The sequence below is a fragment of the Cellulomonas sp. S1-8 genome, assembly GCF_026184235.1.
Classification (GTDB): domain Bacteria; phylum Actinomycetota; class Actinomycetes; order Actinomycetales; family Cellulomonadaceae; genus Cellulomonas.
The window spans coordinates 3,175,691-3,195,781 of sequence record NZ_CP110806.1; the positions used below are offsets into that span (position 1 = coordinate 3,175,691).

Annotated in this window: 26 protein-coding genes; all 26 read right to left on the bottom strand. The window is 68.5% G+C overall.

The annotated features are described in order from the left end of the window. Positions 1 to 17: 17 nt before the first annotated feature. Positions 18 to 389 (bottom strand): 50S ribosomal protein L18, encoded by a 372-nt coding sequence (gene rplR, locus OKX07_RS14245; RefSeq protein WP_265628734.1) that lies wholly within the window; start codon positions 387 to 389, stop codon positions 18 to 20. A 2-nt stretch (positions 390 to 391) separates the two neighbouring features. Next, positions 392 to 931, bottom strand: a complete 540-nt coding sequence (rplF, locus tag OKX07_RS14250) for a 50S ribosomal protein L6 (protein ID WP_265628735.1) — start codon at positions 929 to 931, stop codon at positions 392 to 394. A 25-nt stretch (positions 932 to 956) separates the two neighbouring features. Beyond that, positions 957 to 1,355: a 30S ribosomal protein S8 gene (gene rpsH / locus OKX07_RS14255; RefSeq protein ID WP_265628736.1), complete on the bottom strand. Its 399-nt coding sequence runs from the start codon at positions 1,353 to 1,355 to the stop codon at positions 957 to 959. A 96-nt stretch (positions 1,356 to 1,451) separates the two neighbouring features. Continuing rightward, complete coding sequence (locus OKX07_RS14260) at positions 1,452 to 1,637, bottom strand: type Z 30S ribosomal protein S14 (RefSeq protein ID WP_046528982.1); 186 nt, start codon at positions 1,635 to 1,637, stop codon at positions 1,452 to 1,454. Between the two features lies 1 nt (position 1,638). Next, positions 1,639 to 2,211, bottom strand: coding sequence for a 50S ribosomal protein L5 (rplE, locus tag OKX07_RS14265; protein ID WP_265628737.1), 573 nt, complete (start codon positions 2,209 to 2,211; stop codon positions 1,639 to 1,641). Beyond that, positions 2,211 to 2,552, bottom strand: coding sequence for a 50S ribosomal protein L24 (gene rplX / locus OKX07_RS14270; RefSeq protein WP_265628738.1), 342 nt, complete (start codon positions 2,550 to 2,552; stop codon positions 2,211 to 2,213). The genes rplE and rplX overlap by 1 nt, the downstream gene beginning before the upstream one ends. Positions 2,553 to 2,554: 2 nt before the next feature. Beyond that, positions 2,555 to 2,923, bottom strand: a complete 369-nt coding sequence (gene rplN / locus OKX07_RS14275) for a 50S ribosomal protein L14 (RefSeq protein WP_013117868.1) — start codon at positions 2,921 to 2,923, stop codon at positions 2,555 to 2,557. Positions 2,924 to 3,087: 164 nt separating this feature from the next. Next, complete coding sequence (gene rpsQ / locus OKX07_RS14280; protein WP_265628739.1) at positions 3,088 to 3,378, bottom strand: 30S ribosomal protein S17; 291 nt, start codon at positions 3,376 to 3,378, stop codon at positions 3,088 to 3,090. Between the two features lie 7 nt (positions 3,379 to 3,385). After that, positions 3,386 to 3,622: a 50S ribosomal protein L29 gene (gene rpmC / locus OKX07_RS14285; protein WP_225214955.1), complete on the bottom strand. Its 237-nt coding sequence runs from the start codon at positions 3,620 to 3,622 to the stop codon at positions 3,386 to 3,388. Further along, positions 3,622 to 4,038, bottom strand: a complete 417-nt coding sequence (rplP, locus tag OKX07_RS14290; protein WP_191782354.1) for a 50S ribosomal protein L16 — start codon at positions 4,036 to 4,038, stop codon at positions 3,622 to 3,624. The genes rpmC and rplP overlap by 1 nt, the downstream gene beginning before the upstream one ends. Positions 4,039 to 4,041: 3 nt before the next feature. Beyond that, positions 4,042 to 4,908 (bottom strand): 30S ribosomal protein S3, encoded by an 867-nt coding sequence (rpsC, locus tag OKX07_RS14295; RefSeq protein WP_265628740.1) that lies wholly within the window; start codon positions 4,906 to 4,908, stop codon positions 4,042 to 4,044. Further along, positions 4,908 to 5,276 carry a 50S ribosomal protein L22 gene (gene rplV / locus OKX07_RS14300; protein WP_265628741.1) on the bottom strand — a complete coding sequence of 123 codons (369 nt, stop codon included), beginning with the start codon at positions 5,274 to 5,276 and terminating at the stop codon, positions 4,908 to 4,910. The genes rpsC and rplV overlap by 1 nt, the downstream gene beginning before the upstream one ends. Before the next feature lie 53 nt (positions 5,277 to 5,329). After that, positions 5,330 to 5,611: a 30S ribosomal protein S19 gene (rpsS, locus tag OKX07_RS14305; protein WP_265628742.1), complete on the bottom strand. Its 282-nt coding sequence runs from the start codon at positions 5,609 to 5,611 to the stop codon at positions 5,330 to 5,332. Positions 5,612 to 5,623: 12 nt separating this feature from the next. Then, the gene (rplB, locus tag OKX07_RS14310; RefSeq protein ID WP_265628743.1) at positions 5,624 to 6,463 is read right to left on the bottom strand and encodes a 50S ribosomal protein L2; all 840 of its coding nucleotides are present in this window, start codon (positions 6,461 to 6,463) and stop codon (positions 5,624 to 5,626) included. A gap of 25 nt (positions 6,464 to 6,488) precedes the next feature. Next, the gene (rplW, locus tag OKX07_RS14315) at positions 6,489 to 6,791 is read right to left on the bottom strand and encodes a 50S ribosomal protein L23 (RefSeq protein WP_203671244.1); all 303 of its coding nucleotides are present in this window, start codon (positions 6,789 to 6,791) and stop codon (positions 6,489 to 6,491) included. After that, positions 6,788 to 7,489, bottom strand: a complete 702-nt coding sequence (gene rplD / locus OKX07_RS14320; RefSeq protein WP_265628744.1) for a 50S ribosomal protein L4 — start codon at positions 7,487 to 7,489, stop codon at positions 6,788 to 6,790. The genes rplW and rplD overlap by 4 nt, the downstream gene beginning before the upstream one ends. Positions 7,490 to 7,494: 5 nt before the next feature. Continuing rightward, the gene (gene rplC / locus OKX07_RS14325; RefSeq protein WP_265628745.1) at positions 7,495 to 8,154 is read right to left on the bottom strand and encodes a 50S ribosomal protein L3; all 660 of its coding nucleotides are present in this window, start codon (positions 8,152 to 8,154) and stop codon (positions 7,495 to 7,497) included. Positions 8,155 to 8,176: 22 nt separating this feature from the next. Beyond that, complete coding sequence (gene rpsJ / locus OKX07_RS14330) at positions 8,177 to 8,485, bottom strand: 30S ribosomal protein S10 (RefSeq protein WP_013117879.1); 309 nt, start codon at positions 8,483 to 8,485, stop codon at positions 8,177 to 8,179. A gap of 527 nt (positions 8,486 to 9,012) precedes the next feature. Further along, entirely contained in the window at positions 9,013 to 10,206 is a 1,194-nt protein-coding gene (gene tuf / locus OKX07_RS14335; protein WP_265628746.1) for an elongation factor Tu, read from the bottom strand. A 121-nt stretch (positions 10,207 to 10,327) separates the two neighbouring features. After that, a complete protein-coding gene (gene fusA / locus OKX07_RS14340) occupies positions 10,328 to 12,430 on the bottom strand; it encodes an elongation factor G (RefSeq protein ID WP_265628747.1) in 2,103 nt (700 codons plus the stop codon). Between the two features lie 93 nt (positions 12,431 to 12,523). After that, a complete protein-coding gene (rpsG, locus tag OKX07_RS14345; RefSeq protein ID WP_265628748.1) occupies positions 12,524 to 12,994 on the bottom strand; it encodes a 30S ribosomal protein S7 in 471 nt (156 codons plus the stop codon). 5 nt (positions 12,995 to 12,999) lie between these two features. Beyond that, positions 13,000 to 13,368 carry a 30S ribosomal protein S12 gene (gene rpsL, locus OKX07_RS14350; RefSeq protein WP_013117883.1) on the bottom strand — a complete coding sequence of 123 codons (369 nt, stop codon included), beginning with the start codon at positions 13,366 to 13,368 and terminating at the stop codon, positions 13,000 to 13,002. A gap of 348 nt (positions 13,369 to 13,716) precedes the next feature. Further along, positions 13,717 to 14,022 carry a hypothetical protein gene (locus OKX07_RS14355; RefSeq protein ID WP_265628749.1) on the bottom strand — a complete coding sequence of 102 codons (306 nt, stop codon included), beginning with the start codon at positions 14,020 to 14,022 and terminating at the stop codon, positions 13,717 to 13,719. Positions 14,023 to 14,200: 178 nt separating this feature from the next. Next, a complete protein-coding gene (locus OKX07_RS14360) occupies positions 14,201 to 14,551 on the bottom strand; it encodes a hypothetical protein (RefSeq protein ID WP_265628750.1) in 351 nt (116 codons plus the stop codon). Then, positions 14,552 to 15,997, bottom strand: coding sequence for a C2 family cysteine protease (locus OKX07_RS14365; RefSeq protein ID WP_265628751.1), 1,446 nt, complete (start codon positions 15,995 to 15,997; stop codon positions 14,552 to 14,554). Positions 15,998 to 16,134: 137 nt separating this feature from the next. Further along, the gene (locus tag OKX07_RS14370; RefSeq protein WP_265628752.1) at positions 16,135 to 20,004 is read right to left on the bottom strand and encodes a DNA-directed RNA polymerase subunit beta'; all 3,870 of its coding nucleotides are present in this window, start codon (positions 20,002 to 20,004) and stop codon (positions 16,135 to 16,137) included. Between the last annotated feature and the right edge of the window lie 87 nt (positions 20,005 to 20,091).

Sequence of the window (20,091 nt, forward strand, 5' to 3'; positions counted from 1 at the left end):
CGATGCGGAGTTCGTCGTCACAGGGCCAGACCGCCCTCGCGTGCGCCGTCGGCGACCGCGGCCACACGGCCGTGGTACTTGTTGCCGCCGCGGTCGAACACGACCGCCTCGACGCCGGCAGCCTTGGCACGGGCGGCCACGAGCTCGCCGATCTTCCGTGCCTTGGCGGTCTTGTCGCCGTCGTCGCCGCGCAGGTCGACCTCGAGGGTCGACGCCGACGCGAGCGTCTTGCCGAGGGCGTCGTCGACGACCTGGGCCGTCATGTGCCGCGCAGAGCGCGTCACGACGAGGCGGGGACGAGCAGCCGTACCGACCACCTTCTTGCGCAGGCGCAGGTGACGACGCCGACGAGCGACGGTCGTGCCCTTGCCTCTGATGCCGATAGCCATGGCTACTTCCCAGCCTTTCCGACCTTGCGGCGCACGTTCTCGCCCGCGTACCGCACGCCCTTGCCCTTGTACGGCTCGGGCTTGCGGATCTTGCGGATGTTCGCGGCGACCTCGCCAACCTGCTGCTTGTCGATGCCCTGCACCGAGAACTTGGTCGGCGCCTCGACGGCGAACGTGATGCCCGCCGGCGGCTCGACGACGACCGGGTGGCTGAAGCCGAGCGCGAACTCGAGGTTGTCGCCCTTTGCCGTGACGCGGTAACCCGTGCCCACGATCTCGAGCTTCTTGATGTAGCCCTCCGTCACACCGGTGACCAGGTTGGCCAGCAGCGTGCGGGTCAGGCCGTGCAGCGAGCGCGAGAGGCGCTCGTCGTCGGGACGCGTCACCACGAGGGCGCCCGCGTCGTCGCGGTCGACCGCGAGCGGTGCCGCGATGGTGTGGCTGAGCGTGCCCTTCGGACCCTTGACCGTCACGAGGCGGTCGTCGATGGCGACATCGACGCCGGCCGGAACCGGGACGGGGACCCTGCCGATACGAGACATGGCTGTTCTCCTCTCCGTCTCGGACTTACCAGACGTAGGCGAGGACTTCCCCACCCACGCCCTTCTTGGCGGCCTGCTTGTCGGTCAGCAGCCCGGAGGACGTGGACAGGATCGCCACGCCCAGGCCGCCGAGCACCTTCGGCAGGTTGGTCGACTTGGCGTACACGCGCAGGCCCGGCTTGGACACGCGCTTGATGCCGGCGAGCGAACGCTCGCGGTTCGGGCCGTACTTCAGCGTGATCGTGAGGTTCTTGCCCACCGGGGCGTCCTCGACGGTCCAGCCGGAGATGTAGCCCTCGGCCTGCAGGATCTCGGCGACGTGGCTCTTGAGCTTCGAGAACGGGATCGTCACCGTGTCGTGGTGCGCCGAGTTCGCGTTGCGCAGACGCGTCAGGAAGTCTGCGATCGGGTCGGTCATGGTCATCGGGCGTCAGCCCTTTCTCGCCGGGGTATCCGCAGCCCCCCGGAGGGGGGCCGCGGACCTACCGACGTCAGGAGGATGGTGCCGAGCAGGGCTGGGTTACCAGCTGCTCTTGGTCACGCCGGGGAGCTCGCCACGGTGGGCCATCTCCCGCACGCAGATCCGGCACAGGCCGAACTTGCGGTACACCGAGTGCGGACGTCCGCACTTCTGGCAACGCGTGTAACCGCGGACCGCGAACTTGGGCTTCGCGGCCGCCTTGTTGATGAGGGCGGTCTTCGCCATGTCAGTTCTCCTTGAACGGGAAGCCGAGGAGCTTGAGGAGCGCGCGCCCCTCCGCGTCCGTCGTCGCGGTGGTCACGATCGTGATGTCCATGCCGCGGACACGGTCGATCTTGTCCTGGTCGATCTCGTGGAACACGGACTGCTCCACGAGGCCGAAGGTGTAGTTCCCGTGGCCGTCGAACTGCTGGGGCGACAGCCCCCGGAAGTCACGGATGCGCGGCAGCGCCGTCGACAGCAGGCGGTCGAGGAACTCCCAGGCCCGGTCGCCGCGCAGCGTCACGTGAGCGCCGATCGGCATGCCCTCGCGCAGCTTGAACTGAGCGATGGACTTGCGAGCCTTCGTGACCTGCGGCTTCTGTCCCGTGATCTGGGTCAGGTCGCGGATCGCGCCCTCGATGAGCTTGGAGTCCTTCGCGGCCTCGCCGACGCCCATGTTCACGACGACCTTGACCAGGCGCGCGACCTGGTTGATGTTCTCGTGGCTGAACTGCTCGAAGAGCGCCGACCGGATCTCGTCGTTGTAGCGCGACTTGAGGCGCGGCAGGGCCGGGGCCTCGATGGTGGTCTCGGTCATCAGATGTCCTTACCGGAGCGCTTGGCGACGCGGACACGCACGGTGCGCGTGCGTCCGTCGCGCTCGACCTGCTCGCTGCGGTAGCCGACCCGGGTGCCCTTCTTGGTCTCCGGGTCCACGAGCATCACGTTGCTGATGTGGATGGGGGCCTCGATCGTCTCGATGCCGCCGGTGCGGGTGCCGCGCGAGGTCTGGCCGGCCTTCGTGTGCTTCTGCACACGCTGGACGCCCTCGACCACGACGCGCTGCGTCTCGGGAAGGACCTCGAGGACGCGGCCCTGCTGGCCCTTGTCGCGACCCGAGATCACGAGGACGAGGTCGCCCTTCTTGATCTTTGCCATGGTCAGATCACCTCCGGAGCGAGCGAGATGATCTTCATGAACTTCTTGTCACGCAGCTCCCGGCCCACCGGGCCGAAGATGCGCGTGCCACGAGGCTCACCGTCGTTCTTGAGGATCACGGCCGCGTTCTCGTCGAACTTGATGTACGAGCCGTCGGGACGCCGACGCTCCTTGCGGGTGCGGACGATGACCGCCTTGACGACGTCGCCCTTCTTGACGTTGCCGCCGGGGATGGCGTCCTTCACGGTGGCGACGATGACGTCTCCGATACCCGCGTAACGGCGGCCGGAGCCGCCGAGCACACGGATGCAGAGAATCTCCTTCGCACCCGTGTTGTCGGCGACACGCAGTCGCGACTCCTGCTGGATCATCTACCTACTCCTGTCGTCTGGCGGGTTCTCGCTCGCACGGCGGCGGCGAGCCTGGCCATACGGATGGTTGCCGTGGTGCACACGCCGCGGGCGGGGTGACCCGCCCGCGTCGTGGGCAACTGTCGTGGTGCGGTGCTGCGGTGGCCTCGCGGCCCGACGCAGGGTTACTTGGCCTTCTGGAGGATCTCGACGACGCGCCAGCGCTTGGTCGCCGACAGCGGCCGGGTCTCCATGATCTCGACCAGGTCGCCGATGCCGGCGGCGTTGAGCTCGTCGTGCGCCTTGACCTTGCTGGTGCGGCGGATGACCTTGCCGTACAGCGGGTGCTTGACGCGGTCCTCGACCTCGACGACGACGGTCTTGTCCATCTTGTCGGACACGACGTAGCCGCGACGCGTCTTGCGGAACGTGCGGTCGTCGGCCGTGGCCGTCGTGTTCTCGTGCTTCGTGGTCATGGTTGCCTCACTCCGCGCTCGGTGCGGTACGGATGCCGAGCTCGCGCTCGCGCAGGATCGTGTAGATGCGCGCGATGTCACGACGGACGGCCTTGAGCCGGCCGTGGCTCTCGAGCTGACCGGTCGCGGACTGGAAGCGGAGGTTGAACAGCTCCTCCTTGGCCTTCTTCAGCTCGGCGACCAGCTTCTCGTCGTCGAAGGTGTCCAGCTCGGTGGGAGCCAGCTCCTTGGTTCCGATAGCCATCAGTTACCACCCTCGCGCACGATGAAACGTGTCTTCATCGGGAGCTTGTGCTGCGCGCGACGCATGGCCTCACGCGCGAGCGGCTCCGGGACACCGGCGAGCTCGAACAGAACTCGGCCCGGCTTGACGTTGGCGATCCACCACTCGGGCGAGCCCTTGCCGGAACCCATGCGGGTCTCGGCGGGCTTCTTCGTGAGGGGGCGGTCCGGGTAGATGTTGATCCAGACCTTCCCTCCACGCTTGATGTGGCGGGTCATGGCGATACGTGCAGCCTCGATCTGCCGGTTGGTGACGTAGGCGGGCTCGAGAGCCTGGATGCCGTACTCACCGAAGGAGATCGTCGTGCCACCCGTCGCCGCGCCGGAGCGCCCGGGGTGGTGCTGCTTGCGGTGCTTCAGCCTGCGCGGGATCAGCACGGCTCAGGCCTCCGTTCCGGACTCGGTGGGCGCATCCGCCGCGGGCGCCTGATCGGCGGCCGGGGCGGGTGCGTCCTGACGCTCGGGACGACGACCGCCACCGGCACCGCCGGCACCACCGGCACCGCCGCGGGGACCACGGTCACCGCCACGCTCACCGCCACGGTCGGTACGCGGGCCGCCACGCGAGGGACGCGGAGCCTGCGAGGCCTGCTCGCGCGCCCACTCCTTCTCGGTCATGTCGCCCTTGTAGACCCAGACCTTCACGCCGATGCGGCCGAAGGTCGTGCGGGCCTCGAAGAAGCCGTAGTCGATGTTCGCGCGCAGCGTGTGCAGCGGCACACGACCCTCGCGGTAGAACTCCGTACGGCTCATCTCCGCGCCACCGAGGCGGCCGGAGACCTGCACGCGGATGCCCTTGGCACCGGCACGCTGGGCCGACTGGATGCCCTTGCGCATGGCACGGCGGAACGAGACGCGGCTCGCCAGCTGCTCGGCGATGCCCTGGGCGACCAGCTGAGCCTCGATCTCGGCGTTCTTGACCTCGAGGATGTTCAGCTGCACCTGCTTGCCCGTGAGCTTCTCGAGCTCGCCGCGGATGCGGTCGGCCTCCGCCCCACGACGCCCGATGACGATGCCCGGGCGGGCGGTGTGGATGTCGACGCGCACACGGTCCCGCGTGCGCTCGATCTCGACCTTGGCGATACCGGCGCGCTCGAGACCCGTGCTCATGAGCTTGCGGATCTGCACGTCCTCGCGGACGTAGTCGCGGTAGCGCTGACCCGGCTTCGTCGAGTCGGCGAACCAGCGCGAACGGTGGTCGGTCGTGATGCCCAGGCGGTACCCGAGCGGGTTGACTTTCTGTCCCACTATCGGGCCCTTCCCTTCGTCTCACGCTCAGTGACGACCACCGTGATGTGGCTCGTCCGCTTGAGGATCTGGCTCGCGCGACCCTGCGCCCGCGGACGGAACCGCTTGAGCGTGGGGCCCTCGTCGACGAAGACCTCCGAGATGAAGAGGTCGGCCTCGTCGAGCCGCTCGCTGTTGCGCTTCGCACCCTCGACCGCGTTGGCGACCGCGGACTGCACCGTCTTGAGGACGGGCTCCGCTGCTGCCTGCGGTGCGAACTTCAGCACCGCCACGGCCTCCGCCGCCTGCTTGCCACGGATGAGGTCCACGACGCGGCGGGCCTTCTGGGGCGTGACACGGACGAACCGTGCCTTCGCCTTGGCTTCCATCGCTGTCCTGCTCTCTTGTCTCTGCCGTCAGGGCGTCACCGGGCTGACCGAGGTCAGCGGCGACGGCCCTTCCGGTCGTCCTTCTCGTGGCCGCGGAACGTCCGCGTCGGGGCGAACTCGCCGAGCTTGTGCCCGACCATCGACTCCGTCACGAACACCGGGGTGTGCTTGCGTCCGTCGTGCACCGCGAACGTGTGGCCGAGGAAGTCCGGCGTGATCATCGAACGGCGCGACCACGTCTTGATGACGTTCTTCGTGCCGGCCTCGTTCTGGACGTCGACCTTCTTCTGCAGGTGGCCGTCGACGAACGGGCCCTTCTTCAGGCTGCGTGGCATCTCAGGCTCCTATCAGCGCTTGTTCTTGCCGGTGCGCCGACGGCGCACGATGAGCTTGTCGCTCGGCTTGTTCGGACGACGGGTGCGACCCTCGGACTGGCCCCACGGGCTGACGGGGTGACGTCCACCGGACGTCTTGCCCTCGCCACCACCGTGCGGGTGGTCGATCGGGTTCATGGCGACACCACGGACGGTCGGGCGCTTGCCCTTCCAGCGCATGCGGCCGGCCTTGCCCCAGTTGATGTTCGACTGCTCGGCGTTGCCCACCTCGCCGACCGTGGCGCGGCAGCGCAGGTCGACGTTGCGGATCTCGCCGGACGGCATGCGCAGCTGCGCGTACGGCCCGTCCTTGGCGACGAGCTGCACCGACGCACCGGCCGAACGTGCGATCTTCGCGCCGCCACCGGGCTTCATCTCGATGGCGTGGATGACCGTACCGGTCGGGATGTTGCGCAGCGGCAGGTTGTTGCCGGGCTTGATGTCCGCGCCCGCGCCCGCCTCGAGCATGTCGCCCTGCGACACCTTGTGGGGGGCGAGGATGTAGCGCTTCTCACCGTCCGCGTAGTGCAGCAGCGCGATACGCGCCGTGCGGTTCGGGTCGTACTCGATGTGCGCGACCTTGGCCGGCACGCCGTCCTTGTCGTGGCGACGGAAGTCGATCACGCGGTAGGCGCGCTTGTGCCCGCCACCCTGGTGACGCGTCGTGATGCGACCGGTCGCGTTGCGACCGCCCGTCTTGTGCAGCGGGCGGACGAGCGACTTCTCCGGCTGCGAGCGCGTGATCTCGACGAAGTCGGCGACGCTCGAGCCTCGGCGGCCAGGCGTCGTCGGCTTGTACTTGCGGATTCCCATGAAAGTAAGTCCTCTTCGCTCTCGGTCAGCCGACCGGTCCGCCGAAGATGTCGATCGAGCCCTCGCGGAGGGTGACGATCGCACGCTTCGTGTTCTTGCGGCGGCCGATGCCGAAGCGGGTCCGGCGGGCCTTGCCCTGACGGTTCGCGGTGTTGACCGACTCGACCTTGACGCCGAAGACGTGCTCGACGGCGATCTTGATCTCGGTCTTGTTGGCGCGCGGGTCGACGAGGAAGGTGTACTTCCCCTCGTCGAGCAGGCCGTAGCTCTTCTCCGAGACGACCGGCGCGATCAGGATGTCGCGCGGGTCCTTGCCGAGGGCGGTCACTTCGTCTCCTCGTGAGCCACATCGTCGGTCGTGGTCTCGGATGCCGCAGCATTCCGTGCGCCCTTGACGGGGCCGGCCAGGAACGCGTCGAGCGCGCCCTGGGTGAAGACCACGTCGTCCGAGATGAGGACGTCGTAGGTGTTGAGCTGGTCGGCGACGAGCAGGTGGACCCGCTCGACGTTGCGCAGCGACTTCCACGTGATCTCGTCCTGACGCTCCACGACCACGAGGACGTTCTTGCGCCCGGAGAGGTTGTCGAGCACCGCGATCGCGGACTTCGTCGACGGGACCTCGCCCGGGGCGAAGCCCGTGACGACGTGGACGCGGCCCGCACGCGCGCGGTCCGAGAGAGCACCGCGGAGCGCCGCGGCCTTCATCTTCTTCGGGGTGCGCTGCGAGTAGTCACGCGGGGTCGGGCCGTGGACGACGCCACCGCCGGCGAACTGCGGTGCACGGGTCGAGCCCTGACGGGCGCGGCCGGTGCCCTTCTGCTTGTACGGCTTCCTGCCACCACCGCGGACCTCGCCGCGGCTCTTGGTGTCGTGGGTGCCCTGCCGCGCGGCGGCGAGCTGGGCGACGACGACCTGGTGGATCAGGGGGATGTTGGTCGTGGCGTCGAAGACGTCACCGGGCAGGTCGGCCGTGCCGGCCTTCTTGCCCTTGTCGTCGAGGACGTCGACGGTCAGCGTGTCGCTCATCGAGGTCACGCACCCTTCACAGCGGATCGCACGACCACGACGCCACCCTTGGGGCCGGGAACTGCGCCCTTGACGAGCAGCAGACCCCTCTCGACGTCGATCGCGTGCACGGTCAGGTTCTGGGTCGTCTGGCGGTCGACGCCCATCCGACCGGCCATCTTGATGCCCTTGAACACGCGCGACGGCGTCGATGCGCCACCGATCGAGCCGGGCTTGCGGTGGTTGCGGTGCGCACCGTGGGAGGCGCCGACGCCGTGGAAGCCGTGACGCTTCATCACACCGGCGGTGCCCTTGCCCTTGGTGGTACCGGTCACGTCGACCACCTGGCCGGGCGCGAACGCGCCGGCGGTGATCTCCTGGCCGAGGGTGTACTCGGCCGCGTCGGACGTACGGATCTCTGCCACATGCCGGCGGGGGGTGACCCCGGCCTTCTCGAAGTGGCCCTTGAGCGGCTTGGTGACCTTGCGCGGGTCGATCTGGCCGTAGGCCAGCTGGACCGAGGCGTAGCCGTCGCTCTCAGCGGAGCGGACCTGCGTCACGACGTTCGTGCCCACGCCGACGACCGTGACGGGAACGAGGCGACCTGCCTCGTCCCACACCTGGGTCATGCCGAGCTTGATGCCGAGGAGCGCCGTGACGGGGCGCGCGTTCTGCTGGGTAACCATGTAGATCAGTCCCTTCCCAGCGTCAGAGCTTGATCTCGATGTTCACGTCGGCGGGGAGGTCGAGACGCATGAGCGAGTCGACGGCCTTCGGCGTGGGATCGATGATGTCGATGAGCCGCTTGTGCGTGCGCATCTCGAAGTGCTCGCGGCTGTCCTTGTACTTGTGGGGCGACCGGATGACGCAGAAGACGTTCTTCTCCGTCGGCAGCGGCACCGGACCCACGACCGACGCACCAGCGCGAGTCACCGTGTCGACGATCTTGCGCGCCGAGCTGTCGATGACCTCGTGGTCGTAGGACTTGAGCCTGATGCGGATCTTCTGTCCCGCCATGGCGTCGTCTACTTCTCTCTCTAGAAAAACCGGCCGTGTCCGACCCCCGCGCTCGGGCGTGTCGCTCTTCGCGACCGTCTTTGCGCTGCGTACCGTTCCCGGGACAGGGGCCGTGGTGTCGTCGAACGCCACCCTCCGGGTGACCAGGGGGTCCGGGCGTTCGCCACGTCTGTTCGCCCAGCATTGGGCGCGCGTGAACGCACACCCCAGCGGGCAACCCCAGAAGTCTGCCAGACGAACCCGAAAAGACCAAGTCGCACGTGGTCCTACCCCGCAATAGCGAGGTCACCGATCGGGCTCCACCCCGCCGGCACCTGGGTGCAGACCCGCGGGCACCGACCGCGTGGTGCTGCTGCCGGGGCTCGGCACGCCGGTGCTCGTGAGCCTCGTGAGCCTCGTGAGCCTCCACCGCGGCCGACGACCACTGCGGCGCGGCTGCCAGGCCGCTGTCTCACCCGCGACGACGCAGGGCCCGGGAGCCGAAGCTCCCGGGCCCTGCGTGGTGGATCAGCCCCGGGGGGCGGTGATCACTTGGTGATCTTGACGACCCGGCCCGAGCCGACGGTGCGGCCACCCTCGCGGATGGCGAAGCCGAGGCCCTCCTCCATCGCGATGGGCTGGATGAGCGTCACGGAGATCTCCGTGTTGTCGCCCGGCATGACCATCTCGGTGCCCTCGGGCAGCGTGATGACACCGGTGACGTCCGTCGTCCGGAAGTAGAACTGGGGACGGTAGTTGCCGTAGAACGGGTTGTGACGGCCGCCCTCGTCCTTGGACAGGATGTAGACCTGGCCCTCGAACTCGGTGTGCGGCGTGATCGAGCCCGGCTTGACGACGACCTGGCCGCGCTCGACCTCCTCGCGCTTCGTGCCGCGCAGGAGCAGACCGACGTTCTCGCCGGCCTCGGCGTAGTCGAGCAGCTTGCGGAACATCTCGACGCCGGTGACCGTGGTCTTGATCGCCTTCTCCTTGATGCCGACGATCTCCACCTCCTCGTTCACCTTGAGCGTGCCGCGCTCGACACGACCGGTGACGACCGTGCCACGACCCGTGATCGTGAAGACGTCCTCGATCGGCATGAGGAACGGCTTGTCGATCTCGCGGATCGGGTCCGGGACGGACTCGTCGACAGCCTCGAGCAGGTCCTCGACGGACTTGACCCAGACCGGGTCGCCCTCGAGCGCCTTGAGGCCCGAGACGCGCACGACCGGGGCGTTGTCGCCATCGAACTCCTGCGACGACAGCAGCTCGCGGACCTCCATCTCGACGAGCTCGAGGATCTCCTCGTCGTCGACCATGTCGGCCTTGTTCAGCGCCACCAGCAGGTAGGGCACGCCGACCTGACGGGCGAGCAGGACGTGCTCACGCGTCTGGGCCATCGGGCCGTCGGTCGCCGCGACCACGAGGATGGCGCCGTCCATCTGCGCCGCGCCCGTGATCATGTTCTTGATGTAGTCGGCGTGACCGGGGGCGTCGACGTGCGCGTAGTGACGCTTCTCGGTCTGGTACTCGACGTGCGCGATGTTGATGGTGATCCCGCGCTGCTTCTCCTCCGGTGCCTTGTCGATCTCGTCGAACGGCGTGAAGGGGTTCAGATCCGGGTACTTGTCGTGCAGCACCTTCGAGATCGCGGCGGTCAGCGTCGTCTTGCCGTGGTCGACGTGACCGATGGTCCCGATGTTGACGTGCGGCTTCGTCCGCTCGAACTTCGCCTTGCCCACTAGTAGTCCTCCTCAGGACTTGGTAGAGATTGCCCGACGGCAGCCACCTGACGGTACCTGCTCGGCGTGCGGTCCTACGGGTCGGATGTGTTGCTGGAACTGCAGGGTTCGACCTGTGGGACTACTCGCCCCGGGTCTTCTTGATGATCTCCTCGGCAACGTTCCGAGGAACCTCGGCGTAGCTGTCGAACTGCATGGAGTAGACGGCACGACCCTGGGTCTTGGACCGCAGGTCGCCGACGTACCCGAACATCTCCGAGAGCGGCACCTGCGCGCGGACGACCTTCACGCCCGTCGCGTCCTCCATGGACTGGATCATGCCGCGACGGGAGTTGATGTCGCCGATGACGTCGCCCATGTACTCCTCGGGCGTACGCACCTCGACGGCCATGATCGGCTCCAGGAGGGCCGGGTCCGCCTTGCGCACCGCCTCCTTGAGGATCATCGAGCCGGCGATCTTGAACGCCATCTCCGAGGAGTCGACGTCGTGCGCGGCACCGTCGAGCAGGATCGCCTTGACGCCCACGAGCGGGTAGCCCGCGAGGACGCCCAGCTGCATCGCGCTCTGGATCCCGGCGTCGACCGACGGGATGTACTCGCGCGGGATGCGGCCACCGGTGACCTTGTTCTCGAACTCGTACAGCTCGCCCTCGGCAGGGTCCAGCGGCTCGAAGGTCATCTGGACCTTCGCGTACTGGCCCGAGCCACCGGTCTGCTTCTTGTGCACGTAGTCGATCTTGACGACGGCACGACGGATCGTCTCGCGGTACGCGACCTGCGGCTTGCCGACGTTGGCCTCGACCTTGAACTCGCGCCGCATGCGGTCGACGAGGATGTCGAGGTGGAGCTCGCCCATGCCGCCGATGACGGTCTGGCCGGTCTCGTCGTCGTGCTTGACGCGGAAGGTCGGGTCCTCCTCGGCGAGCTTCTGGATGGCCACGGAGAGCTTCTCCTGGTCACCCTTCGTCTTCGGCTCGATGGCCACGTCGATGACGGGCTCCGGGAAGGTCATCGACTCGAGGATCACGGGCGCGCTCGGGTCGCAGAGGGTGTCACCCGTGGTGACGTCCTTCAGGCCGATGAACGCGTAGATGTGACCCGCCTGGGCCTCCGCGACCGGGTTCTCCTTGTTGGAGTGCATCTGGAACAGCTTGCCGATGCGCTCCTTCTTGCCCTTGGTCGAGTTGAGCACCGGGGCGCCCGACTCGACGCGGCCGGAGTACACCCGGACGTACGTCAGCTTGCCGAAGAACGGGTGCGACGCGACCTTGAACGCGAGGGCCGAGAACGGCTCCGTCGCGTCGGGGTGGCGCTCGACCACGAGCTCGGCGTCCTTGACGTCGTGACCGACGACGGCCGGCACGTCCAGGGGCGTCGGGAGGTAGTCGATGACGGCGTCGAGCATGGGCTGCACGCCCTTGTTCTTGAACGCCGAGCCGCACAGGACGGGGTACGCCTGCGAGGTGATCGTCAGCTGGCGGATGCCGGCCTTGATCTCCGCGACCGTGAGCTCCTCGCCGCCCAGGTACTTCTCGAGCAGCTCCTCGGAGGTCTCGGCGACGGCCTCGATGAGGTGGCCGCGGTACTCCTCGGCCTTCTCGACGAGGTCGGCGGGGATGTCCTCGATCTCGTACTTCTCGCCCAGGGCCGTCTCGCCGCGCCACACGAGCGCGCGCATCTCGACCAGGTCGACGACACCGATGAAGTCGTTCTCGGAGCCGATCGGCAGCTGGATGACCAGCGGCTTGGCCTTGAGGCGGTTCACGATGGTGTCGATCGTGAAGTAGAAGTCCGCGCCGAGCTTGTCCATCTTGTTGACGAAGCAGATGCGGGGGACGTCGTACTTGTCCGCCTGCCGCCACACCGTCTCGGACTGGGGCTCGACACCCTCCTTGCCGTCGAAGACGGCGACGGCGCCGTCGAGGACGCGGAGCGAACGCTCCACCTCGACCGTGAAGTCCACGTGGCCGGGCGTGTCGATGATGTTGATCTGGTTGTCGTGCCAGTAGCAGGTCGTCGCGGCCGACGTGATCGTGATGCCGCGCTCCTGCTCCTGCTCCATCCAGTCCATCGTGGAGGCGCCGTCGTGCGTCTCACCGATCTTGTAGTTGACCCCCGTGTAGAACAGGATCCGCTCGGTGGTTGTCGTCTTGCCGGCATCGATGTGCGCCATGATGCCGATGTTGCGGACCTTCGTGAGGTCCGTCAGCACGTCCAGTGCCACGTGGTAGCCCCTTGTCGGTTGGCTTTGAGGTGGTGCCGTTCGCGTCGCCGCGGGCCGCGCCTGTCTCCAGGCGGCCCGCGGCGAGCGCAGGGGTCACCAGCGGTAGTGCGCGAACGCCCGGTTGGACTCGGCCATCTTGTGCATGTCCTCGCGGCGCTTGACCGCGGCACCGAGGCCGTTCGAGGCGTCGAGGATCTCGTTCATGAGGCGCTCGGTCATGGTCTTCTCACGACGTGCGCGGGAGAAGTCCGTCAGCCAGCGGAGCGCGAGCGTCGTGGACCGCACGGGGCGGACCTCGATCGGGACCTGGTAGGTGGCACCACCGACGCGGCGGGACTTGACCTCGATGGACGGACGCACGTTGTCCAGCGCGCGCTTGAGCACGACGACCGGGTCGGACTGCGTCTTGTCACGGACGCCCTCGAGCGCGCCGTAGACGATGGACTCGGCGACGGTCTTCTTGCCGTCGAGGAGCACCTTGTTGATGAGCTGCGTGACGACCGGCGATCCGTAGACCGGGTCGATGATCAGCGGCCGCTTCGGAGCGGGACCCTTGCGAGGCATCTGTCTCAGCCCTTCTTCGCGCCGTAGCGGCTGCGTGCCTGCTTGCGGTTCTTGACGCCCTGCGTGTCGAGCGCACCGCGCACGATCTTGTAGCGGACACCGGGGAGGTCCTTCACACGGCCGCCGCGCACGAGCACGATGGAGTGCTCCTGCAGGTTGTGACCGACACCCGGGATGTAGGCGGTGACCTCGATGCCCGACGAGAGGCGCACGCGCGCGACCTTGCGGAGCGCGGAGTTCGGCTTCTTCGGGGTGGTCGTGTAGACGCGGGTGCACACACCGCGCCGCTGGGGGGAGCCCTTCAGGGCAGGCGTCTTCGACTTGTTCGTCTTCGCCTGCCGGCCCTTGCGGACCAGCTGCTGAATCGTAGGCACTGCATCTCCGTCTGTCGGTGATCTCTGGTCTGACCGGCACCCGTCACCCTGGACGGCCGGCGAGCTTCCGGATCGTCGCCCGTCGCGCGACTACCCCGGGGGGTCTTGCGTCCCGCACCGACCCCCGCGCCCGGGCGTGTCGTCCTGGTCCTCCGCACCGCGATCGTCCCGAAGGAGTGATCCGGCGGAGGTGGAAGCCACCCGGTGCGACTCGTGCCGCCCGTGAGGGTTCGGCCGAGTGCACGCGCAAGGGCCCGACGGCGCGGGCACGGTGTCCTACGTTACCTGGCACTGAACAGAGCGTCAAAGGAGGAGGTCGGCGCCCCGCACGTGCCCGTGGTGGCGCCGTCACTCGACCGGCAGCACCCAGGCGGAGCCGGTCGCCTGGTCGACGTCGTCGCCCGTGCCCTCGACCTCCACCGCCACGAGCTCGAAGGTCCTGCCCTTGACCTCGCCCGGCTGACCGACCGTCAGGTCGACGGCCTCGTCGTAGTCCTCACCGTCGGAGGCGATCAGCGAGATGCTGTCCTCCCCGAAGTTGGCAGCGGTGAGGGTCAGTCCGCCGACCTCGACGGGTTCGCCCGCCTCGAGCTGAACAGCCCCCTCGGGCACGTCCGGCCCCTGCGCACCGCAGGCCGCGAGCAACGCGACCACCCCGACGACCACAGCGGTGCGAACCGCTCGTCCACCTCGTCCCACCAGCGACCCCGTCCCGTCTCGATGCACCTGCGCGCGCCGCGCTCGTCCACCCGTGAGCGGGTGACTGCCAGATGCTAGCCGGGCCGGCCGCCTCGTCGCCGTCTCCCCCAGGGACGGGATCCACAGCGACGGGTCAGTCGACCGGCAGCACCCAGGCATAGCTCCCGGACCCGCCGGGCGCCGACTCCTCCATGTCCTCGTGGATCGACAAGAGCTCGAACGTGCGGCCCTTGATCGTCGCGCGCTCCCCCACCGAGAGCCCGGCGTTCTGAGCCGCACCGTCGCCGTCGTCGACGGACAGGACGATCGACTCGTCCCAGATGTTGCCCGCGACCAGGTTCAGCTCACCGACCGGCGTCGGCAGGTTCTCCCGCAGCTGGACGGCACCCTCGGGCTGCTCCTGCGGTTCGTCGCTGCACGCCCCGAGGGCGAGCACCAGCCCGACCACGACCACCCAGGACCACGCGCGTCGACCCCGCACCATCTAGCTCACCTCGTTCACGTCGACCTGGCGGAACTGCTCCAGGTAGTCGGCGTACGGCATCGTGATCGGCGGGTTGCGCGCGATCCCCCACGGGTTCACGAGGGTCACGGTGCCGCCGTCCACGTCCACGGACTGCAGGTAGTACGCGTGGTTGGCGTACAGGACGTCCGCCCCCGCATCGCCCTGATAGTAGGCACTCTTCTTCGCGTCCTCCTTGGTCAGCGAGGCCACGCCGACGGCGCCGCCGTCGGACAGCGTCGAGGCGAGCTCCTGGATCGACACGTCGTCGGTGTCGTGGCTCGTCGACTCCCGGCCGGTCAGAGCGGCCATGCCGTCCGCCGGCCATCCGCCCTCGATCTTCTCGTAGTCGCCGTAGTGCAGCGCCAGCGCCTTCTCCATCACCATGGGCCACAGCTCGTAGCCGAGGGTCGTGTCATCAGCCAGCAGGTACTGCGGCGACCGGGCCAGTGCCGGCGCACCGTCGACCAGCACCATCTCGGGTGTGACCGTGATGTCGACCGGTCGGCCGTCGTCGTAGAGCCGGACCGTGTACGTGCCGTTGGCGTTCACGGTGATGGCGTCCTCGATGATCCCGGGGTCCGCCTGCGCGATCGCGCCCAGCGACGCCATCCACCAGCAGTCGCCGATGGAGCCCTGCTGGATGTCCTCGGGGCTCGGCCCCTCCACGAAGAGGTCGTGCGGCACCTCGCCGTACTCGCCGACGTTCCGCGGGCTGTCGGGCTTGTCCCGGGCCTCGTCACCGCCGACCTCGTCGAACGACGGCTGGAGCTCGTCCGTGAACTGCGAGAGGCGGTCCAGGGTCTCTTTCGACGCGCGCGTCGCCAGCAGCTCCCAGAGCTCGCGGCGCTCCTCGCGCGACCACCCGCCCTGCAACCAGCCGTCGTCCATCTGGCCGACCCAGTGCTCGAGCTCCTCGTCGTCCATCGACGCGATGAGAGCGTCCAGCTCGGGACCGTTGAGCCCCTCCACGGCCTCACGGGCGTCCTCCAGGTCGCCCGTGCGGACCCCGAAGAACCCGCCCTCGAGCGCGTCCCGCAGGTCCTCCAGGGCGCCGGCCACGCGCTCCGGGTCGGCCTCGCCCCGCTCGTCGGAGGCGTTCGCGTACTCGGGGGACGTCGAGTCCTCCTGCTCGGCGCCGTCCGACGACGAGCCGTTGCCGCCCTCCCGTGGAGCCGCGGCCGTCAGTCCGTCCTCGTCCTGGCCGCCGTAGGTGGTCGGCGCGTCGTCGCCACCGCAGTCGCCGGCCTGGGAGAAGGCCGAGCGGATGTCGCAGACGGCGGCCGCGACCCACTGCGACGGCCCGGCGGCGCGCACGCCCACCACCACGGCGACGACCAGCAGCGCGGCCACCGCCACGATGCCGAGGTACTCCAGGGTCCCGGCGCCCTGGTCGCCACGCGCGGAGCAGTGCCGTCGTCGTCTCACGCGGTGATCGTCTCGACGCCCGTCGGTGCACGACAGGGCCCGGGGGCCCTGGGCGCGCGCCGACCGCCCCGGACGCCCGAGGGGCCCGTCGGACGAACCGACGGGCCCCTCGGGGTCATGCTGGGAGGTGGTCGACCTCAGCGGTAGTCGCCGAAGTCGATGTCCTCGAGCGGGATCGCCTCGCCGGTGCCCAGACCCAGCGCCGGGAAGTCGATCTCGTCGTAGCCGAAGGCCGGGTACAGCTCGGCCTTCGCCTCCTCGGTCGCCTCCACCGCCACGTTCCGGTACCGGGGCAGCCCGGTGCCGGCGGGGATGAGCTTGCCGAGGATGACGTTCTCCTTCAGGCCCAGCAGCGGGTCCGAACGGCTCGACATCGCGGCCTCGGTGAGCACCTTCGTCGTCTCCTGGAAGGAGGCCGCCGAGAGCCACGAGTCCGTCGCGAGCGACGCCTTCGTGATGCCCATGAGCTCGGGACGACCCGAGGCCGGCTGACCGCCCTCGGAGACCGCCTTGCGGTTGAAGTCCTCGAAGCGACCACGCTCGGCCAGCTCGCCGGGCAGCAGGCCCGTCTCACCGGAGTCGAGCACCGTCACGCGCCGCAGCATCTGCCGCACGATGACCTCGATGTGCTTGTCGTGGATGTCCACGCCCTGCGAGCGGTAGACCTCCTGGACCTCGTCCACCAGGTGCTTCTGCGTGGCACGCGGGCCGAGGATGCGCAGCACCTTCTTCGGGTCGACGGCGCCCTGCACCAGCTGGGTGCCGACCGACACGTGGTCGCCGTCCTGCATGATCAGGCGCGACCGCTTCGTGATCGGGTACCTGATCTCCTCGGAGCCGTCGTCCGGCGTGAGGACGATCGCGCGGGCGCGGTCGGTCTCCTCGATGGCGACCCGGCCCGAGAACTCCGCGATGTGCGCCTCACCCTTGGGGGTGCGGGCCTCGAAGAGCTCCTGGACACGCGGCAGACCCTGCGTGATGTCGTCGGCCGAGGCCACACCACCGGTGTGGAACGTCCGCATCGTCAGCTGGGTGCCGGGCTCACCGATCGACTGGGCCGCGATGATGCCGACGGCCTCGCCGATGTCGACGAGCTTGCCCGTGGCCAGCGACCGGCCGTAGCACTTGGCGCACGTGCCGACGCGGGACTCGCAGGTGAGCACCGAGCGGATCTTGAGCTCGGTGACACCCGTCTCCAGGAGACGGTCGAGCAGCACGTCGCCCACGTCGTCTCCGGCGTGACCGACGACGGCCCCGTCCACCTCGATGTCGGTCGAGAGGGTCCGCGAGAACACGGACGTCTCGACCTTGTCGTGGCGCCGCAGCGTGCCGTCGGCCGCCGCCACGCCGATCGGCATGGTCAGGCCGCGCTCGGTGCCGCAGTCCTCCTCGCGGACGATGACGTCCTGCGAGACGTCCACCAGACGACGCGTGAGGTACCCCGAGTCGGCGGTCCGCAGCGCGGTGTCCGCCAGACCCTTGCGGGCACCGTGCGTCGCGATGAAGTACTCGAGGACGGACAGGCCCTCGCGGTAGTTCGCCTTGATCGGGCGCGGGATGATCTCGCCCTTCGGGTTGGCCACCAGGCCACGCATGCCCGCGATCTGACGGACCTGCATCCAGTTGCCACGCGCGCCGGAGCCGACCATGCGGAACACCGTGTTGCGGGGCGGGAAGTTGGCCTGCATCGCCTTGGCGACCTTGTCGGTGGCGTTCGTCCAGATCTCGATGAGCTCCTGACGACGCTCGTCGTCGGTGATCAGGCCCTTCTCGTACTGGCCCTGCACCTTCGCCGCGCGCGCCTCGTGCTCGTCGAGGATCCCCTGCTTCTCCGCCGGCGTGGCGACGTCGGAGATCGCGATCGTGACGCCCGAGCGGGTGGCCCAGCGGAAGCCGGCCTCCTTCAGCGCGTCGAGCGAGGCCGCGACCTCGACCTTCGGGTACCGCTCGGCCAGGTCGTTGACGATGACCGACAGGCGCTTCTTGTCGACCACGCCGTTCTCGTACGGGTAGTCGACGGGCAGCAGCTCGTTGAAGAGCGCGCGGCCCAGCGTCGTCTCGTACGTGTGCGTCTGGCCGGGCACCCAGCCCTCGGGCGCCTGCTCCTCGGAGAGGACCAGGTCGTCGAAGCGGATCTTCACGACCGCGTTGAGGTCGAGGCTCCCCTGGTCGAACGCCATGATCGCCTCGGACACCGAGCTGAACCCACGGCCCTGGCCCTCCGGGTCCTCCTTGTCGGAGGTCAGGTGGAACAGACCGATGATCATGTCCTGCGAGGGCATGGTCACCGGGCGGCCGTCGGACGGCTTGAGGATGTTGTTGCTCGAGAGCATGAGGATGCGGGCCTCGGCCTGCGCCTCGGCGCTCAGGGGCAGGTGGACGGCCATCTGGTCGCCGTCGAAGTCCGCGTTGAACGCGGCGCAGACGAGCGGGTGCAGGTGGATCGCCTTGCCCTCGACGAGCTGGGGCTCGAACGCCTGGATGCCCAGACGGTGCAGCGTGGGTGCGCGGTTCAGCAGCACCGGGTGCTCCGTGATGACCTCCTCGAGCACGTCCCAGACGACGGGACGCGCGCGCTCGACCATGCGCTTGGCCGACTTGATGTTCTGCGCGTGGTTCAGGTCGACGAGGCGCTTCATGACGAACGGCTTGAAGAGCTCGAGCGCCATCTGCTTGGGCAGGCCGCACTGGTGGAGCTTGAGCTGCGGGCCGACGACGATGACCGAGCGGCCCGAGTAGTCGACACGCTTGCCGAGCAGGTTCTGACGGAAACGACCCTGCTTGCCCTTGAGCATGTCCGAGATCGACTTGAGCGGGCGGTTGCCCGGACCGGTCACCGGACGTCCGCGGCGGCCGTTGTCGAACAGCGAGTCGACGGCCTCCTGGAGCATCCGCTTCTCGTTGTTGACGATGATCTCGGGCGCGCCGAGGTCGAGCAGCCGCTTGAGGCGGTTGTTCCGGTTGATGACGCGGCGGTACAGGTCGTTCAGGTCCGACGTGGCGAAGCGGCCACCGTCGAGCTGGACCATCGGGCGCAGGTCCGGCGGGATGACCGGGACCGCGTCCAGGACCATGCCCGTCGGCGAGTTGTTCGTCGTGAGGAACGCGTTGACGACCTTGAGCCGCTTAAGGGCACGGGTCTTGCGCTGCCCCTTGCCGCTGCGGATGGTCTCGCGCAGCGAGTCACCCTCGGCCACCAGGTCGAACGCCTCGAGACGCTTCTGGATCGCCGCGGCGCCCATCGAGCCCTCGAAGTAGTTGCCGTAGCGGTCCTGCAGCGCGCGATACAGCATCTCGTCGCCCTCGAGGTCCGCGACCTTGAGGTTCTTGAACCGGTCCCAGACCTGCTCGAGGCGGTCGAGCTCGGCGTCCGACCGCTTGCGCAGCTGGGCCATCTCGCGCTCGGCGGAGTCGCGCACCTTGCGGCGCGCGTCGGCCTTGGCACCCTCGGCCTCGAGCTCGGCCAGGTCGGCCTCGAGCTTGGTGGCGCGGGTGTTGATGTCGTTGTCGCGCCGGTCCGAGATCTCCTTCTTCTCCAGGTCGATCTCGTTCTGGAGGTTCGGGAGGTCCTCCTGGCGACCGTCCACGTCGACCCACGTGATCATGTAGGCCGCGAAGTAGATGACCTTCTCCAGGTCCTTCGGCGCCAGGTCGAGCAGGTAGCCCAGCCGCGACGGCACACCCTTGAAGAACCAGATGTGCGTGACGGGGGCGGCCAGCTCGATGTGGCCCATGCGCTCACGGCGCACCTTCGAGCGCGTCACCTCGACGCCGCAGCGCTCGCAGATGATGCCCTTGAAGCGCACGCGCTTGTACTTGCCGCAGTAGCACTCCCAGTCCCGGGTGGGGCCGAAGATCTTCTCGCAGAAGAGCCCGTCCTTCTCCGGCTTGAGGGTGCGGTAGTTGATGGTCTCGGGCTTCTTCACCTCGCCGTGCGACCAGGCACGGATGTCGTCGGCCGAGGCAAGGCCGATGCGCAGCTCGTCGAAGACGTTGACGTCGAGCAAGGGGGTCCTACTTCCTTCGCTTGCCGGTTTCGAGAACCGGCGGAACGGAAATCGTGCTGAGGGGTGCGGGCACCCGGTCCGGCTTCG

What these genes read in the sequence shown, in the direction of transcription:
- rplR (WP_265628734.1), bottom strand. Translation starts at nt 389, where the DNA reads ATGGCTATCGGCATCAGAGGCAAGGGCACGACCGTCGCTCGTCGGCGT.
- rplF (WP_265628735.1), bottom strand. Translation starts at nt 931, where the DNA reads ATGTCTCGTATCGGCAGGGTCCCCGTCCCGGTTCCGGCCGGCGTCGAT.
- rpsH (WP_265628736.1), bottom strand. Translation starts at nt 1,355, where the DNA reads ATGACCATGACCGACCCGATCGCAGACTTCCTGACGCGTCTGCGCAAC.
- OKX07_RS14260 (WP_046528982.1), bottom strand. Translation starts at nt 1,637, where the DNA reads ATGGCGAAGACCGCCCTCATCAACAAGGCGGCCGCGAAGCCCAAGTTC.
- rplE (WP_265628737.1), bottom strand. Translation starts at nt 2,211, where the DNA reads ATGACCGAGACCACCATCGAGGCCCCGGCCCTGCCGCGCCTCAAGTCG.
- rplX (WP_265628738.1), bottom strand. Translation starts at nt 2,552, where the DNA reads ATGGCAAAGATCAAGAAGGGCGACCTCGTCCTCGTGATCTCGGGTCGC.
- rplN (WP_013117868.1), bottom strand. Translation starts at nt 2,923, where the DNA reads ATGATCCAGCAGGAGTCGCGACTGCGTGTCGCCGACAACACGGGTGCG.
- rpsQ (WP_265628739.1), bottom strand. Translation starts at nt 3,378, where the DNA reads ATGACCACGAAGCACGAGAACACGACGGCCACGGCCGACGACCGCACG.
- rpmC (WP_225214955.1), bottom strand. Translation starts at nt 3,622, where the DNA reads ATGGCTATCGGAACCAAGGAGCTGGCTCCCACCGAGCTGGACACCTTC.
- rplV (WP_265628741.1), bottom strand. Translation starts at nt 5,276, where the DNA reads ATGGAAGCCAAGGCGAAGGCACGGTTCGTCCGTGTCACGCCCCAGAAG.
- rpsS (WP_265628742.1), bottom strand. Translation starts at nt 5,611, where the DNA reads ATGCCACGCAGCCTGAAGAAGGGCCCGTTCGTCGACGGCCACCTGCAG.
- rplB (WP_265628743.1), bottom strand. Translation starts at nt 6,463, where the DNA reads ATGGGAATCCGCAAGTACAAGCCGACGACGCCTGGCCGCCGAGGCTCG.
- rplD (WP_265628744.1), bottom strand. Translation starts at nt 7,489, where the DNA reads ATGAGCGACACGCTGACCGTCGACGTCCTCGACGACAAGGGCAAGAAG.
- rplC (WP_265628745.1), bottom strand. Translation starts at nt 8,154, where the DNA reads ATGGTTACCCAGCAGAACGCGCGCCCCGTCACGGCGCTCCTCGGCATC.
- rpsJ (WP_013117879.1), bottom strand. Translation starts at nt 8,485, where the DNA reads ATGGCGGGACAGAAGATCCGCATCAGGCTCAAGTCCTACGACCACGAG.
- rpsG (WP_265628748.1), bottom strand. Translation starts at nt 12,994, where the DNA reads ATGCCTCGCAAGGGTCCCGCTCCGAAGCGGCCGCTGATCATCGACCCG.
- OKX07_RS14360 (WP_265628750.1), bottom strand. Translation starts at nt 14,551, where the DNA reads ATGGTGCGGGGTCGACGCGCGTGGTCCTGGGTGGTCGTGGTCGGGCTG.